Below are 18,304 nucleotides of genomic sequence, written 5' to 3'. Positions count from 1 at the left end.
TTAATCTTGCTATATTTGAAATTATACTTGATATTCGATCCTAATATTTCATCTTTTACAAATTTCAAAAATAAAAAAAGCGACTTGCGCCGCTTTAAATGTTTTCACAACGGAATAATCCTTATTGTGATTCGCTTTTAGATTGTAGATCAAAACTATTAATAAATATTGATATGACAAAAAATATTTTAGGTCTTGATTTAGGAACAAATTCAATTGGTTGGGCATTAGTACAAAGTGATTTTACTAAAAAAGAAGGGAAAATTCTCGGATTAGGGTCAAGAATAATACCAATGGATCAAGGAATTATCGGTGATTTCGAGACCGGGAATTCAGTTTCACAAACAGCTGAAAGAACCAAACAGCGTAGTGCAAGAAGATTACGAGAAAGACATTTATTACGAAGACAACGGCTATTTAGAGTATTAAATATCTTAGATTTTCTGCCCAAGCACTTTTCAACTCAAATCGACTTTGAATCAAATTTTGGGCAATTTTTTGATAATTCTGAGCCGAAAATTGCATATGAAGGTAAAGAATTCATTTTCAAAGCTTCCTTTGAAGAAATGCTTACCGACTTTAAAAAATACCAACCGGTTTTAACAGACAAGGGAAAGAAAGTCCCACATGATTGGACATTGTATTATTTACGTAAAAAAGCTCTGACTCATAAAATTCAAAAAGAAGAATTAGCCTGGATCATTCTAAATTTCAATCAAAAAAGGGGGTATTATCAATTACGTGATGAAATTGAAGAAAACAAACCAAATGAACTGGTAGAGTATTATTCACTGAAAGTGGTAGATGCAAACACCGAGGAAGTAAAAAAAGGGAAAGATGAAATTTGGTATTCATTTACGTTGGAAAATGGATGGGTTTATAGAAGATCAAGCAAAACACCTCTGACTGATTGGATCGGGAAAACAAAAGATTTTATAGTGACCACATCTTTGAATGAAGATGGTACAATTAAAAAGGATAAGGAAGGAAATGAAAAAAGAAGTTTCAGGGCACCCAATGAAAATGACTGGACCCTTATAAAAAAGAGAACAGAAGTAGATATCCAAAAAAGTCACAAATCTATTGGATGTTATATATATGATACGCTTCTTCAAAACCCTAATCAAAAAATCAAAGGCGGTTTGATTCGTACAATTGAGCGCGATTATTATAAAAACGAATTTAAAACTATTCTTAGCAAGCAAATTGAATTTCATCCTGAACTTCAAAATACTGACTTATTAAACGATTGCATCAGAGAATTATATAAAAATAATGAGAATCATCAAAACTCATTGTTTGGCAAGAATTTTCTTCACCTTTTCATGGATGATATCATTTTCTATCAACGACCATTAAGGAGTAAAAAATCCTTAATCTCAAATTGCACTCTTGAATCAAGGAAATACAAAGATAAAAAAGGCACTCCCCAAACGGCTAACTTGAAAGCTTGTCAAAAATCACATCCATTGTTTCAGGAATTCAGGATTTGGAAATGGATTTTTGATCTCAAGATTTTTGATCGAGAAAATGAGAGAAATGTCACACAACAATTTATTAGCTCTGTCAAATCATTCGAAGATCTCTTTGATTTCTTAAATACCAAAAAAGAAATCAAACAAGATGTGCTCTTAAAATATTTTTTGGAAAATCACGGTTTCAAAGGAAAAGCAGCATCAGCAGAAGTTAAAAAATATAGGTGGAATTATGTTGAAGACAAAACCTACCCATGTAATGAAACAGGTGTATTGATCAGTTCAAGGATGGAGAAAGTAAGCAATATCCCTATCGCTTTCCTTAACGAAAGTAAAGTGACTGAACTTTGGCATATTATTTATTCAGTAACCGATAAAAAAGATTTCGAAAAAACCTTGAAATCATATGCTGTTAAAAATCACTTGGATGAAGAATCTTTCATAGCTGCCTTTTCAAAAACACCACCGTTCAAACCCGAATATTGCTCATATTCGTTAAAAGCATTGAAAAAATTATTGCCGTTAATGCGATGCGGTAAGCATTGGAATTGGGATGCAATTGACAAAAACACACAAACGAGAATTGAAAATTTGGTAAATGGAGAAGTTGATCTAACTCTAAGTGAGAGGGTACGAGAAAAAACAAAAGAATTGACCGAGTTAAATCACTTTCAAGCGTTGCAAGATTGGATTGCCAAATATATTGTGTATGGACGGCATTCTGAAGCGACAGATTTAAAGAAATGGAAAAGTCCTGACCAAATTGATATTTTTTTAGATGACTTCAGACAACACAGCTTAAGAAATCCAATTGTTGAACAAATTGTTTTGGAAACGCTTAGAGTTGTTCGTGACATTTGGGTGCATTTCGGAAAAGGTCAAGAGAATTTTTTCAACGAAATTCATATTGAACTAGGTCGAGAAATGAAAAAAACTAAGGAAGAAAGAGTTAGCCTCTCAAATCAAATGACAGAAAATGAAAACACAAATGTTCGACTCAAATCTTTATTATCCGAATTGCTCAATCAAGGTGGAATTGAAAATGTAAGACCATACTCTCCTTCACATTTAGAAATTTTGAAAATTTACGAAGAGGGTGCTTTAAGTAGTACAAAAGACATTCCTGAAGATATTATAAAAATAAGTAAGGCTGGTCAACCTGGAAGCAATGAATTACTGAAATATAAATTATGGCTGGAACAAAAATATCGTTCACCATACACCGGAAATCCGATTCCCTTGGCAAAATTATTTACATCTGATTACGAAATTGAACACGTCATACCACAGAGTAGATATTTTGATGACAGTCTTAGCAATAAAGTTATTTGCGAAGCAGCAGTAAATCGTCTAAAAGACAATGATTTGGGATTCCAGTTTATTAAAAATCATCATGGGGAAAAAGTTGATACAGGCTTCGGCAAAGATGTGAGAATCATGGATATTGAAGAATACCAACATTTCATTCAGGAACATTACTCAAAAAACCGAAGTAAAAAAACAAAACTTCTGCTTGAGGAAATCCCTGAAAAAATGATCGAACGTCAACTTAATGATACCCGGTATATAAGTAAATTTATTAGTACCGTGTTGTCAAATATTGTACGAGAGGAAAAGGATGACGATGGCGTTAACTCTAAAAATCTATTGCCAGGTAATGGAAAAATCACAACCAAACTCAGGCAAGACTGGGGTTTGAATGATGTATGGAATGAGCTTATTATACAAAGATTTGAAAGGATGAATGAAATTACAAACAGTTCAGCTTTTACATCCTATTCTAAACAACACCAAAAGCTAATTCCTACCGTACCAATTGAATTCTCAAAAGGTTTCCAAAAGAAACGCATTGATCATCGGCATCATGCTATGGACGCACTTATTATCGCATGTGCAACAAGAGACCACATTAATTTGCTAAACAATCAGGAATCCAAATCCGAAGTAAAGCGATATGATCTTCAACGTAAGTTAAGGCGATTTGAACAGGTCAATTATGTGGATTCACACACAAAGCGTAATATTACCAGAGATGTTCCGCGAGAATTTCTCAAACCATGGAATACCTTCACAAGCGATTCAAAAGCAAGTTTTGAAAAAATTGTAATCAGTTTTAAACAAAACCTAAGAATAATCAATAAGGCAACCAATCATTATTTTAAAATAATTGAAAAGGATGGTTTAAAATACAAAGAATTAGTTACGCAAAAAGGAATAAATTGGGCAATACGGAAATCAATGCACAAAGATACTGTATCAGGTAAAGTTCAACTGAAAGGTTTAAAGGTTCAAAAAGATAAGATCCTAACTGCATCAAGGAAGCCAATTGATATTTCATTTGACCTCAATACTATTAATGCAATTACTGATACCGGTATTCAGAAAATATTAAAAAATTATCTTAAAAGTAAAAATGAAAATCCCTTGATCGCATTTTCTCCGGAAGGCTTGGAAGAAATGAATCTTAATATTGAAAAATATAATGATGGAATTTCTCACAAACCAATATTCAAAGTTCGAATTTTTGAAGCCGGAAGTAAATTCCAGGTTGGCCAAACTGGCAATAAAATGTCAAAATATGTTGAGGCTGATAAAGGAACAAACTTATTCTTTGCAATCTATTGGGATGAAAAAAAATCAAAGCGAGTATTCGAAACAATTCCGTTGAATGAAGTAATTGAACATCAAAAATGGAGAGCTACACTGCCAAAAGAAAAACAGTTGCTCACTCCAAACATCCCAATTTCAGTTGAGAAAGGGAAATTTCTATTCAGCCTATCACCAAATGACTTAGTGTATGTTCCTCAAGAAAATGAATTGTTTGATATAAATAATTATTCCATTTCAAATATCTATAAATGTGTAAGTTTCACAGGTAATGATTGCTTCTTTATAAAACATGAAGTCGCAAGTACAATCGTCAATAAAAAAGAATTCAGTCCATTAAATAAAATGGAAAAAAGTGTTGACGGCACTATGATTAAATCAAATTGTATCAAACTTCTAACGAATAGACTAGGAGATATCGTAGGGACATTAGGTGTAAATTAATCACTTCGAATTAACCATGATAAAACGAACACTTTATTTTGGGAATCCCGCTTCACTCAATAAAAAAGAGTCACAATTAATTATCCGTATTGCTGATGATACTCTACCGGAAACAAGCGTCCCAATTGAAGACATTGGAATGATTATTCTTGATTCACACAGCATCAATCTAACCAGTGGATTGATTCAGGCCTTACAGGAAAATAATGTGGCGATCATTTCATGTGATCAAAGACATATGCCCCAAAGCCTTACATTACCTTTGGAAGGAAATACAATTCAACAGGAGCGATACGATGAACAAATCAATGCAAGTTCTCCGCTTAAAAAGCAATTATGGATGCAGACCATTGTCCGTAAAATAAAAAATCAGGCAGGTGTACTTAGATCATTGGAAATTTCATCTGATTACCTTACTCCATTACACCAAAATGTTAAAAGTGGAGACAGTACCAATTGCGAAGCAACAGCTGCTACTTATTACTGGAAAAAATTATTTGCGCATATCGAAGAATTTAACAGATATAGAGAAGGCCCTCCACCCAATAATTTTTTAAACTATGGATATGCCATTCTCCGTGCCACTATGGCTAGAAGTATTGTGGCAGCAGGTTTGTTACCAACTCTTGGCATATTTCACCGGAACAGATACAATGCATTTTGCCTTGCAGACGATCTGATGGAACCCTATCGCCCAATCGTTGATCGAACTGTACATCAAATGGTAGTGGATCATGGAATTTCAGACGTACTTGAAAAAAAACACAAATCTGTATTGCTCAGTATTCCCGCAATGGATGTCAATATTGAAGGGGAATCAAGTCCGCTGATGTTAGCTACCCATCGTACTGCCATTAGCTTGGTAAAATGTTATAACGGTGAACTTAAGAAACTAATATTTCCGGAAATATGATTTCTCAAGACCGGCTCAACTCATACCGTGTAATGTGGACACTAGTGATGTATGATTTACCAACTGAAACAAAAAAGGAAAGAAGAATTGCCGCTCTGTTCCGGAAAGAACTTATAAAAGATGGTTTCAATATGTTTCAATTCAGTATGTATGTCCGACATTCTTCAAGCAGTGAAAATGCAGAAGTACATAAGAAACGTGTAAAAAGGATTTTGCCTGAAAAAGGATTGATCGGTATTTTACAGATAACAGACAGGCAATTTGGACAAATGGAATTATTTTATGGAAAAAAAATGAAAGAACTTCCTCAAATTCCTATGCAATTAGAACTTTTTTAGAGATTTAGTTCAAATAAGTACGCTACTTTCATAAAAGCGGAATTTTCCATTAATATTGGAAACTAAAAAAGCCGGTGTTACACCAGCTTTTTAATAATAATTGACATTTTTCTCTTCACAGAAATTAACATAACAACCTGATTATCACATACAAAAGTGCCATATGTTGTTTATCACTCTGTCAAAGATACAATCTGAAAGCGAATCACAACAGATTCAGATTATCTATAAGGTTGTTACACTCTGTCAAAGCAATCTAAAGCACCTTGTTTATCACTCTGTCAAAGATACAATCTGAAAGCGAATCACAACCGAGTTGTAGGTGAACTGAACACCCTGTTTGTTGTTTATCACTCTGTCAAAGATACAATCTGAAAGCGAATCACAACGCTGTTACACTGGTACAAAATAATAACCCCGTTGTTTATCACTCTGTCAAAGATACAATCTGAAAGCGAATCACAACAGGTTTTAATTGATTAACTAATACCTAATAGTTGTTTATCACTCTGTCAAAGATACAATCTGAAAGCGAATCACAACCCGTTTCCTTTCCTTCTTCAATGAATAACAGTTGTTTATCACTCTGTCAAAGATACAATCTGAAAGCGAATCACAACTAACAATGACTGGCTATTAAAGAAAGCAGGGTTGTTTATCACTCTGTCAAAGATACAATCTGAAAGCGAATCACAACTATGTTTACCTATTTTATAAATCCAGTCTTGTTGTTTATCACTCTGTCAAAGATACAATCTGAAAGCGAATCACAACGATTTCCCTGTAAAGGCTACAGATTTACCGGTTGTTTATCACTCTGTCAAAGATACAATCTGAAAGCGAATCACAACTTGCTTCGCAGGGATGCAATCAATCACGGCGTTGTTTATCACTCTGTCAAAGATACAATCTGAAAGCGAATCACAACTATGGGTGTCTTCAATACTTTTTAAAGTCTGTTGTTTATCACTCTGTCAAAGATACAATCTGAAAGCGAATCACAACCTCTCTCTGTTTCATTCTTCGATGAGTTTGGTTGTTTATCACTCTGTCAAAGATACAATCTGAAAGCGAATCACAACTGTGGATCCCTTCATCCAATGCGGAGAAGAGTTGTTTATCACTCTGTCAAAGATACAATCTGAAAGCGAATCACAACTGCTCCGTAGTAATATCCGAGAATGAATGTGTTGTTTATCACTCTGTCAAAGATACAATCTGAAAGCGAATCACAACGAAGAGGCCAAAGAGTTGGCCAAATCTCACGTTGTTTATCACTCTGTCAAAGATACAATCTGAAAGCGAATCACAACTGATAGCCAATATTCGTTCTCGTTCGGTTCGTTGTTTATCACTCTGTCAAAGATACAATCTGAAAGCGAATCACAACGAACCTGACTTGTTCGTCACCTTTGCAGCGGTTGTTTATCACTCTGTCAAAGATACAATCTGAAAGCGAATCACAACGATATACCCCTCCACCAATATTAGAAAAAGTTGTTTATCACTCTGTCAAAGATACAATCTGAAAGCGAATCACAACGATATCGCAGAAACACAAAATGAACTGATAGTTGTTTATCACTCTGTCAAAGATACAATCTGAAAGCGAATCACAACCAGCTCGAGCGCATAACCTGAAAATTAAAAAGTTGTTTATCACTCTGTCAAAGATACAATCTGAAAGCGAATCACAACCCGCTGCACTATATGTTGAAATAACAGCTTGTTGTTTATCACTCTGTCAAAGATACAATCTGAAAGCGAATCACAACGAGGCTTTAATTGTGAATTAATATGCACGTGTTGTTTATCACTCTGTCAAAGATACAATCTGAAAGCGAATCACAACTATGGTTCACGTTCAAAGAATAATGTTGATGTTGTTTATCACTCTGTCAAAGATACAATCTGAAAGCGAATCACAACAGGTCTAATGTACCCTTGAAATAAGAAGGAGTTGTTTATCACTCTGTCAAAGATACAATCTGAAAGCGAATCACAACATGGTGGATTAAATACTGATATTAGAACAGGTTGTTTATCACTCTGTCAAAGATACAATCTGAAAGCGAATCACAACCTACTTTTATAAATTCCCTTGCTGCTGTTGTGTTGTTTATCACTCTGTCAAAGATACAATCTGAAAGCGAATCACAACCGTTTATCTGTTCATATCTGTCTGTTGAATGTTGTTTATCACTCTGTCAAAGATACAATCTGAAAGCGAATCACAACGGGTTGCTCAATCGGATTAATCGAAGCAGGGTTGTTTATCACTCTGTCAAAGATACAATCTGAAAGCGAATCACAACAAAATCCAATTTCACTATCACCACTAACAGGTTGTTTATCACTCTGTCAAAGATACAATCTGAAAGCGAATCACAACCGGTACCACGACCGGCAACTTCCACATAGAGTTGTTTATCACTCTGTCAAAGATACAATCTGAAAGCGAATCACAACTTGCAATTGTTTCCATATCGCTAAGACGATGTTGTTTATCACTCTGTCAAAGATACAATCTGAAAGCGAATCACAACAAAAGGAAATGCGAATTGAAGATTTAAATTGTTGTTTATCACTCTGTCAAAGATACAATCTGAAAGCGAATCACAACTATTTCTTTTGTTTCCCTGATTTTAATAAAGTTGTTTATCACTCTGTCAAAGATACAATCTGAAAGCGAATCACAACCCTTAACGATAACACTATACCGTTGTTCTGGTTGTTTATCACTCTGTCAAAGATACAATCTGAAAGCGAATCACAACTTCGTCGAATTTCTTATCCAAAAATGTTTTGTTGTTTATCACTCTGTCAAAGATACAATCTGAAAGCGAATCACAACTGACTTCGATTGTGCTACCGGTAGCGTGGCATCGTTGTTTATCACTCTGTCAAAGATACAATCTGAAAGCGAATCACAACTGTCTTTGTCAAACATTAAAATATTGAAGCGTTGTTTATCACTCTGTCAAAGATACAATCTGAAAGCGAATCACAACTGTCCTTGTTTTTTGTTTCAGCACCGTCAAGTTGTTTATCACTCTGTCAAAGATACAATCTGAAAGCGAATCACAACTGTAAATTCATTGGTGACATAATTTTTATAGTTGTTTATCACTCTGTCAAAGATACAATCTGAAAGCGAATCACAACGATACCTCTCTCGGTTAACTCTCCGTTGAGTTGTTTATCACTCTGTCAAAGATACAATCTGAAAGCGAATCACAACTCATGCAACAATGATAATTCCATCGGCAAGGTTGTTTATCACTCTGTCAAAGATACAATCTGAAAGCGAATCACAACAGGCCTCGGCTCGGAGTCTTTGGATCTCCTGTTGTTTATCACTCTGTCAAAGATACAATCTGAAAGCGAATCACAACCGCTGGCCGTTAGTTCATTGAATATCGCAGGTTGTTTATCACTCTGTCAAAGATACAATCTGAAAGCGAATCACAACTAATACCTCAACGTCTTTGGTATCAAATACGTTGTTTATCACTCTGTCAAAGATACAATCTGAAAGCGAATCACAACGCCGGGATGAAACGCAATCAAAATGGGATGGTTGTTTATCACTCTGTCAAAGATACAATCTGAAAGCGAATCACAACCATGTTCGGTAGCAGCGTAAAATTTTCTTTGTTGTTTATCACTCTGTCAAAGATACAATCTGAAAGCGAATCACAACAGATACATATTTATCCAGCCTTTTGTTGTGGTTGTTTATCACTCTGTCAAAGATACAATCTGAAAGCGAATCACAACACTTTCCGGGTATATTTTCGCCTCCGTGAAGTTGTTTATCACTCTGTCAAAGATACAATCTGAAAGCGAATCACAACAGGATGAGAGAATTTATAAAATCCACCAGCGTTGTTTATCACTCTGTCAAAGATACAATCTGAAAGCGAATCACAACTACTATTCCAGTCCTCGGATTTGAGTTTAAGTTGTTTATCACTCTGTCAAAGATACAATCTGAAAGCGAATCACAACTAAAACAGCTACAATCTGAATACAGAATAGGTTGTTTATCACTCTGTCAAAGATACAATCTGAAAGCGAATCACAACTTATAATTACCTCCAGAGTTATTTCTTATCGGTTGTTTATCACTCTGTCAAAGATACAATCTGAAAGCGAATCACAACGTTTTGGGTAAAGATTGCCCACTCGAAAGAGTTGTTTATCACTCTGTCAAAGATACAATCTGAAAGCGAATCACAACAGAGGCTCGATCACATTCTTTACAAACGGAGTTGTTTATCACTCTGTCAAAGATACAATCTGAAAGCGAATCACAACCTCTGGTAACACAACGTTTAATCAACCTATGTTGTTTATCACTCTGTCAAAGATACAATCTGAAAGCGAATCACAACGTCCTTCCAGTGGCATCAGCTTTGGCTGAAGTTGTTTATCACTCTGTCAAAGATACAATCTGAAAGCGAATCACAACCATCGCACCTTTGCTTTGCCACAGACGTTTGTTGTTTATCACTCTGTCAAAGATACAATCTGAAAGCGAATCACAACGCTTTCTTACTCCATCAACGTATACCCATTGTTGTTTATCACTCTGTCAAAGATACAATCTGAAAGCGAATCACAACCAGTCCGTAGAACATACCACGCTGAAAAGAGTTGTTTATCACTCTGTCAAAGATACAATCTGAAAGCGAATCACAACAATTGAACTATGATACATTTCCAGTAACCGGTTGTTTATCACTCTGTCAAAGATACAATCTGAAAGCGAATCACAACAAGAACACTCGCTTCACCCTGCAGTGTTGGGTTGTTTATCACTCTGTCAAAGATACAATCTGAAAGCGAATCACAACACTTCGAACAATGCATATACAAGTGAAACGGTTGTTTATCACTCTGTCAAAGATACAATCTGAAAGCGAATCACAACCTGAATTACTGAATAATAATTTATGTTGCCGTTGTTTATCACTCTGTCAAAGATACAATCTGAAAGCGAATCACAACTTATGATCGAAACGGAAATCAAAAGCTGGCGTTGTTTATCACTCTGTCAAAGATACATTTTGAAAGCAAGTCACAACTCGTATCTCCCACGTCTCAGGGATCATTTTTTAATTCGATGTTGATTCAAAGATACATTTTTAAAATAAGTCACCCCTTTTTTGGATTACCTCTGAATATTGGCTTATGAACCAAATTTCCTACTTGATTTTTCATAGGTTTGGAAGGGTATGCAGGTCCGGCAATTATTTCTTGCGGAATTCCGGGTTCATCCTGGAATGCTTTACATAGATTAACGCCTCTAAAATGTATACAATTGTTGCACATTGCATTTGTCATGGATTTTTGCAATGAAATATCCTTACGAATATAACTACTTTGGAAAAATATACAATATAGGAATTTGGTTATGCCCAAAGTGATTTGCCCAAGAGAGACTACAATTTAAATCAAAATAAATACTACGCTTCCGTTTCATTGCCATAGTCGATGCGTTAAGAAAAACTTAAATTAATTCTAAAAATAGAAAATGAACTTCCTTTAAAATAAATTCGTTGTCATGAAGAAACATCTGCCCATCCTACGTATTCTATTTTACACCTTGCTGTTGAATGTGCAATTGATTCATGCACAAAAACCCAATACTCAAAAACCAATCTGGAAGTTCAACACTCAGGCGCCCTTCTTCTCCAGTCCGGTTGTAGAAAGCAATTCCATTTACATTGGCGGATTGGATAGTGTTTTTTATTGCTTCAACAAAAGTGATGGAAGTATAAACTGGAAATTGAAAACGATGGGAGCCATTCGATCAACTGCAAAAATTTCCGGTGAAACACTCTATTTCTTTAGCGGAGACGGAACATTTTATGCTCTCAATAAAAATAATGGCAGTTCTATCTGGACATTTCAGACAAGAAATAAAAACTATGATCCTTTTGATTATTACCAAAGCAGTCCATTGCTCGCTGCTGAATCAATAATTTTTGGCTCCGGTGACGGATTTGTTTATTCGTTAAACAAAGTAACAGGAAAAGAAATCTGGAGTTATAAAACAGGTGATGTTGTTCATTCCACTCCTGCAGTTTACAACAATAAAATCTATATCAACTCCTTTGATGGTTATACTTATGCTTTAAACGAAAAAGACGGGACTCTGGCATGGAAATTTAAAAGTGTCGGACATCGCTATTTCCCGAAAGGTGAAATGCAGTTTTCTCCGGTAATTTCTAATGGATTGGTGTTCGTAAGCGGAAGAGATTACAACCTCTATGCATTGGACGCGGAAAAAGGTTTTTCACACTGGAACAAAGTCTTTACAAGAGGATGGGCGCCGGTCATTACTCCTTCACCCGAAAATGACTCCCTGATTTACGTAGGAACATCAGATGATTATCTTCTTCTCTGTTTGAACAGCCTCACAGGTCGTGAAATCTGGAAAACGAATGTAAAATTTAATGTCTTCGGAGCTTGTACCTTTCGTCACGATACAGGCTATGTTTCTACACTTATGGGAACATGTTTTTCTTTCAATAGAAAATCCGGGGAGCTTTACACACGATACACATCAACTTCTTACGATTCACACCATCTGGATTATTTTAAAGCTGACGACACATTCCGAGATGATATTTATTCCATCCTTCACTCCAATGAAGATCTGATCGAAGCGGAATATAAAGTTGGTGGTTTCTATTCCACACCAGCGATCTCAGATAACTTAATTTTTCTTAGTAGTACCGATGGTAATTTGTATTGCTACAAAATAAATGTGGATTAGAATTTCAAAAGCACGAATGCATTTATGAAGAAAATTAAACCGAAAAATTAAAAATTACATTCCGCAGACAATACATTACTGAAGTGGCAACTTTTCATTATCCCATTTTTACTCTCTGACAAAGACATGACAAGGAATATATTCCCGAAAGTACTTTTACCAAATAAATCAATCCGCTGTCACCAGGTTGTGTTAGGTTTATTTGTTGATCAGAGGCCCTGAGCGAAAAGCTCGGGGTCTTTTGTTTTTAAAAAAGGGACGGGGGACGGGAGACGGGGGACGAAAACGAAGGCCAAAGTTCTGAATTAAGAATTAAGAATTATGAGTTAAAACTCCAAACTCATAATTCTTAATTCAAAATTCATAACTCAAAATTCAAAACTCATAACTCATAATTCAAAACTCATAACTCATAATTCAAAACTCAGGTTTGCTGCTTTTCCTCTTTCACCGGCCAGAAAAATGAAAAAGGTTTCTTTCGAAAATAAGTCCAGACAACTTTTCGGAGAGAAAAATATTTACTCATATCAATTCTCCTTGATCGAATGGCAATGGTCAGTGCCAATGAAAAACTGATGATGAAATTGAAAAAGCCAATACCTATCACGCCAACCAGACATTGAATCAAATAGCCGGAAGAGACTTCAAAATTCTGATTAAAGAATCCGACAGCGACATTTCCCGCGGAAAAAGTAATGTGACGAATATCGTAAGGCAATGCAGTGATCTTTCCGATAAATCCCGCTGTCCCTAATAAAAATCCAAGAACAATATTTCCGGCAAGAGTGCCGCCATTGTGTTCTATGTATTGCACAAATTTTTGCAGACGTTTCGAGCCCGCTCTCTTCTTTAACAAAGGATGATTCAGAATCCGCAATGGAATTCCGCTGAACACCATTTTATTGTCGACCCATCCGCTGAAAACTCCAGAGATAAAAAGAAAAAATCCGGTAATACAAGCGTACCAAAGACACAGGGATTCAACCGGATTAACACCGGACAATAATTCTCTTGAACCTTCAAGATCTGTAACCGGAACACCAAAGATGAATTGATAAGCCGCTGCAAAAAGCATGGCCATAGGAAATGAAGCAAGTAAATTGCCGACGAAAGAAATAAACTGACTCCTCCACACTCTGCTGATCATTTCAGCTAGTGAAGTATGCGTGCTGTCTTCCTGATCCATAGAAGCGGCAATTGAGGACGCGGTCATTGCAGGCTGCTTAGTGGCAAGTGTGGCGCCGGTTACCTGTATCACCACAAATCCTGCTGCGTACAGGATGCTGTAGGAAAACGCCTCCCAGAATAATGGCAAATGCAAATTGTGCAGGAGTATTTTAAACAAAACCATCGCGCCAACAATAGATCCTCCTTTCAATGAGCTGTAAAAAAAATCAAAATATTCTGATCGTGTGGATGTAATGTAATGTTCACCTGTTCTACTCTTGTGGTCAACGATTTGAAAAGACAAAAGTGAGATGTTGTCATACACAAATCTTCGTATGCTGTTCCTGGTATTTCTCATTCGCACACTGTTCCTGAGAAATCGAAGCAAACGAGGCAATTCAATTTTATGATCGTTATCAATAAAATCAAGCAATACCAAAAGTCTTTGTACTTGTGATTCCAACTGACGAATAACAAAATTTTGCCGGAGACTGGTTCCTTTCGTCTGACTTTCCGTTGTTAATACTTTAATCGCATCGGCACACTGATTGAGCAACACTTTCACATGCCTGAAATCAATTTCCAGATGCTGATTCTCACGGAACCGTGCTACATAATCAACCAATTCTCTGTTTTGCTCAAGGAAAGGAGTCAATAAAGCTTCTTCTCCGGAAACCATTCGGTGGATAGCACGATCTGTACCGAGATATCCGATTCTGTAACTCAAATACAAAATAGCATTGAGTACCTGTGGCTGCAGTTTACTATAAACGGGATTTCGTTGCACGTGCAACAAAGAAAAAAGTTTAATCCATAATTCATCCTGAACCGAATCCACCCAACGGAAATCATCCTTTTTCCGAAACACAGCTCCAAGAATATGCTGCATGGAATTTTCATCTTCAACCGGTGGAAGAATTTTATGTTTGATTTTTCTGGATAGTTCTCCAAAAAAAGTATCATCAGCAGAAATCCCTTCAGTTACAAACAAACCTGTAAAATCACTTTGTTCAATCAGATCGCTTAACCATAAACTGATCTTGTTTCTGAAGTGCTCGTCCTCCTGGAGCGATTGGATCAACTGGCTTATCTTCAATTCAGACTGCTGGTATGCCGCTAATGAAGAGGGACGAATTTCATCTATGAGAATTGAAAAACACTTTACAATAGATGCCAGTGTTTCGGGTTGCTCTGTTTTCAGTTTTGTAATCCAATGTGACATGTTAAATTTTGAAACCTCTTAATATGAAATCAAATTTCTAATCAAATTGCAAGCTGAAAATCCCGGTAATCGAGTAAAGCTATGAAAATACATTCGACCAGCTATTTTAAGAACGAAATGAAACGAGATGAATTCTTCAAATCCTGGATTTCTCGTCTTGAAAAACTGAATGAAACTGTATATCAGTCAGTTGAAATTCATACTGCTTTGGGAAAAACAAAGATATGGCATTTCAATGCGGAACGGACAGATCTGAAAACACTCGTCATATTTCCGGGTTTCAGAACATCAAGTTTATTCTGGGATACCGATAAAGCTTTGAATCAACTAAAAGCAAATTTCAGAATCTTCCTTGTTGAAACGAACGGACAACCTGTATTAAGCGAAGGAAAAACTCCGGATATCCGCTCAAATGATTATGGTGTATGGGGAAAAGAAGTTCTGGATAAATTAAAAATAGAGAAATGCTCCATTGCAGGTGCTTCATTCGGTGGATTGGTGTGTGTCAAAATGGGTTTGGTTGCACCGGAAAGAATTGAAAAAATGTTTCTGCTGAATCCGGGCTGTTTGCAGACTTTTTCTTTCTCCTGGAAAAACATGTATTACAATTTTCTTCCGCTTATTTCTCCGACAAAGAAAAACATCCGAACCTTCCTGGAAAACGGAGTGTTTTTTCCCGGTCATCACATGCCTTCCCCTGCAGCACTGGAAGCGTTGATTGACTTCGAACATTTTGCCATAACCGAATACGTTGATAAAGCACAAAAACCGTATGCGATTCCTGCGAAAGAATTATCCGCACTGGAATCAAAGGTTTATCTTATCCTTGGTGAAAAAGATCTTTTGTTCCCATATAAAAAGTCAGAAACAGTCGCCCGAAAATGTTTCAGAAATCTTTGTGATGTCAGGGTTTTAAAAAATACCGGACATGGTATTGAAACTAGTAAAGAAGCCATGAGCATTTTAAAAGATGCAATGCTGACTTAAGTGCACCTCCAAAAAGAAAGGCCGGATGTTTAATAAACATCCGGCCAATATCTGATTCAAAAATTATTTAATCGAATGGAAATTTATTGTCCGAGGATCCACGCGAACATCAGTGGAGCGACGATGGAAGCATCGCTTTCGACGATAAATTTCGGAGTATCTATGCCCAGTTTTCCCCAGGTAATTTTTTCGTTCGGTACAGCGCCAGAATAAGAACCATAGCTTGTCGTAGAATCACTGATCTGACAGAAGTAAGACCAGAACGGAACATCATGCCATTCCAAATCCTGGTACATCATCGGCACCACACAGATCGGGAAATCACCGGCGATACCTCCACCAATTTGAAAAAATCCGACTCCTTTTCCACCACTGTTTTTTCTGTACCAGTCAGCCAGCCATACCATGTATTCGATACCACTTTTCATCGTGGTCGCTTTCATCTCATTCTTGATCACATAAGAAGCGAAAATATTTCCCATCGTTGAATCTTCCCAACCCGGAACAACAATCGGGAGATTTTTCTCCGCAGCGGCAAGCATCCAGGAATTCTTCGGATCAATTTCATAGTATTGTTTCAGGTCGCCTGATAACAACATTTTGTACATGTATTCATGCGGGAAATACCGTTCGCCTTTTTTATCCGCGTCATTCCACACTTTAAAAATATGTTTTTGCAAACGACGAAACGCTTCTTCCTCAGGAATACAAGTATCTGTTACACGATTGTAATGATTCTCCAGCAAATCCCATTCTTCCTGCGGACTCAGATCACGATAATTCGGAACACGTTTGTAGTGATTGTGTGCTACAAGATTCATGATGTCCTCTTCGAGGTTAGCGCCTGTACAGGAAATAATCGCCACTTTATCCTGGCGAATCATTTCAGCAAGAGATATTCCCAGCTCAGCAGTACTCATCGCGCCTGCCAGTGTGATCATCATTTTCCCACCTTCATCCAGATGCTGAACATATGCCTTCGATGCATCCATCATCGCAGCTGAATTGAAATGGAGATAATTTTTCTCCATGAATGATGAAATGGGTCCTTTAGTCATTTTTCTGATTTTTAAATATTTAGTTGGCGAAGTTAGAAAAAGCACTTACATTCTTCAAATTTTGTAAAATCTTGCAAATTAGATTGCTTCTACATTTGATACGGTTCAAATTTCTTAAAATCCACTTTGACATGATAATGCCAATAATAAATAATTACCTCACCTATGGCTTATGTCAGCCCTTCGGGCTTTATTAGGTAGGACTCCGTAGAGCTATAATCATATCAGCCCTTCGGGCTTTGGTCAAGGATTAAAGAATCGATAAAAATCGCGGAATTATATATCGCTTTTTTTATAGGTTTCAACTTTTCATTACGGCCTTTTCAACTCGTTAAAATATCTCCTGCTTTTCATCAAAACATGATTGTGAAAATCAATCAATTTCAACTTTTCAATTTTTTTTGAATCCAACGGGTTTTCAATCTTGTCTACACTTCATCTTTTGGAATTTAGAACTGATTCAAAATAAAACACAACATTTATAGAGTTAATACTGAAGATTATTCAAACTAAATTGCAACCATGAACTTTTAGAACTAAATCAGCTTGCCCTGGAATTTAACTATTCTAATTAATATCATTTCTCTGGCAGAAAATTCGGAAACCAAAATGCAAATAGTCGCCAACATTTTTTTTCATCAAAACAATTTCTTTAAAACTCATTGAACCTCACTCAATGATTGAAAATTCCAATTTAAAATGAAAATTGATCAAATAATAAGTTTTAAGTCTAAGCCCGAAGGGCTGTTATTATTATAGTATAAACCAAGGTGGTTTAGTGAGAAGCCCGAAGGGCTGACATGGACACCAAAATCCTTCCAGAAAATAATGTCAGGAACATATTCAAAAATTTATTTACATCTTGTTTTCTCTGTTAAAGGAAGAGAAAATCTCATAAATCCGGAATGGCAGGACGAAATTTACAAATACATCGCTGGAATTATTCATAACAAAGGTCAGAAATCAATTATCGTAAATGGATTTTCCGATCATATCCATTGTTTAATAGGAATAAAACCCTCTATTTTAATATCAGATTTGGTTAGAGATATTAAAAACAATTCATCCAAGTTTATAAACACCAAAGGTTTTGTAAAGGGTAAGTTTCAATGGCAAGAGGGGTATGGTATTTTTTCACATTCCGAATCTCAAATTGACAAGGTGTACAACTACATATTAAATCAAAATGAACATCACAGGACAAAAACATTCAAAGAAGAATACATTGAATTGCTAAGTAAATTTCAAATTGATTTTAAAACAGAATTTTTATTTGAATGGATCGAATAATCTCCATTGAACTAAA

Annotated in this window: 8 protein-coding genes and 2 CRISPR repeat arrays; of the genes, 6 read left to right on the top strand and 2 right to left on the bottom strand. The window is 36.1% G+C overall.

Annotated elements, in window-relative coordinates; genetic code table 11:
- Positions 1-173 precede the first annotated feature (173 nt).
- From IPP86_04085 to IPP86_04070, 4 genes are all read left to right on the top strand, one after another.
- On the top strand, positions 174-4,526 hold the full coding sequence (locus IPP86_04085; GenBank protein MBL0137696.1) for a type II CRISPR RNA-guided endonuclease Cas9: 4,353 nt from the start codon (positions 174-176) through the stop codon (positions 4,524-4,526).
- Positions 4,527-4,542: 16 nt separating this feature from the next.
- Entirely contained in the window at positions 4,543-5,439 is an 897-nt protein-coding gene (cas1, locus tag IPP86_04080; GenBank protein ID MBL0137695.1) for a type II CRISPR-associated endonuclease Cas1, read from the top strand.
- Positions 5,439-5,777, top strand: coding sequence for a CRISPR-associated endonuclease Cas2 (cas2, locus tag IPP86_04075; GenBank protein MBL0137694.1), 339 nt, complete (start codon positions 5,439-5,441; stop codon positions 5,775-5,777). Before cas1 ends, cas2 begins: the two co-directional genes overlap by 1 nt.
- Positions 5,778-6,119: 342 nt before the next feature.
- A CRISPR array of direct repeats spans positions 6,120-8,169; the repeat unit is 47 nt; unit sequence GTTGTTTATCACTCTGTCAAAGATACAATCTGAAAGCGAATCACAAC.
- A 107-nt stretch (positions 8,170-8,276) separates the two neighbouring features.
- A CRISPR array of direct repeats spans positions 8,277-10,405; the repeat unit is 47 nt; unit sequence GTTGTTTATCACTCTGTCAAAGATACAATCTGAAAGCGAATCACAAC.
- A 941-nt stretch (positions 10,406-11,346) separates the two neighbouring features.
- Entirely contained in the window at positions 11,347-12,564 is a 1,218-nt protein-coding gene (locus tag IPP86_04070) for a PQQ-binding-like beta-propeller repeat protein (protein ID MBL0137693.1), read from the top strand.
- 424 nt (positions 12,565-12,988) lie between these two features.
- Here the strand turns inward: IPP86_04070 and IPP86_04065 are convergent, their stop codons facing one another.
- Positions 12,989-14,953, bottom strand: coding sequence for a hypothetical protein (locus tag IPP86_04065; GenBank protein MBL0137692.1), 1,965 nt, complete (start codon positions 14,951-14,953; stop codon positions 12,989-12,991).
- 81 nt (positions 14,954-15,034) lie between these two features.
- Between IPP86_04065 and IPP86_04060 the strand changes: the two genes are divergently transcribed.
- On the top strand, positions 15,035-15,940 hold the full coding sequence (locus tag IPP86_04060; GenBank protein MBL0137691.1) for an alpha/beta hydrolase: 906 nt from the start codon (positions 15,035-15,037) through the stop codon (positions 15,938-15,940).
- 83 nt (positions 15,941-16,023) lie between these two features.
- On the opposite strand, the gene IPP86_04055 is transcribed toward IPP86_04060, so the two are convergent.
- Complete coding sequence (locus IPP86_04055; GenBank protein ID MBL0137690.1) at positions 16,024-16,998, bottom strand: deoxyhypusine synthase family protein; 975 nt, start codon at positions 16,996-16,998, stop codon at positions 16,024-16,026.
- Between the two features lie 828 nt (positions 16,999-17,826).
- On the opposite strand from IPP86_04055, the gene tnpA reads away from it, so the two are divergent.
- On the top strand, positions 17,827-18,288 hold the full coding sequence (gene tnpA, locus IPP86_04050; GenBank protein MBL0137689.1) for an IS200/IS605 family transposase: 462 nt from the start codon (positions 17,827-17,829) through the stop codon (positions 18,286-18,288).
- Positions 18,289-18,304: the final 16 nt, after the last annotated feature.

The sequence above is a fragment of the Bacteroidota bacterium genome, assembly GCA_016720935.1.
Lineage (GTDB): Bacteria > Bacteroidota > Bacteroidia > AKYH767-A > 2013-40CM-41-45 > JADKJP01.
The sequence above is the reverse complement of the archived record's forward strand: the minus strand, read 5'-3'. Positions and strand labels throughout refer to the sequence as shown.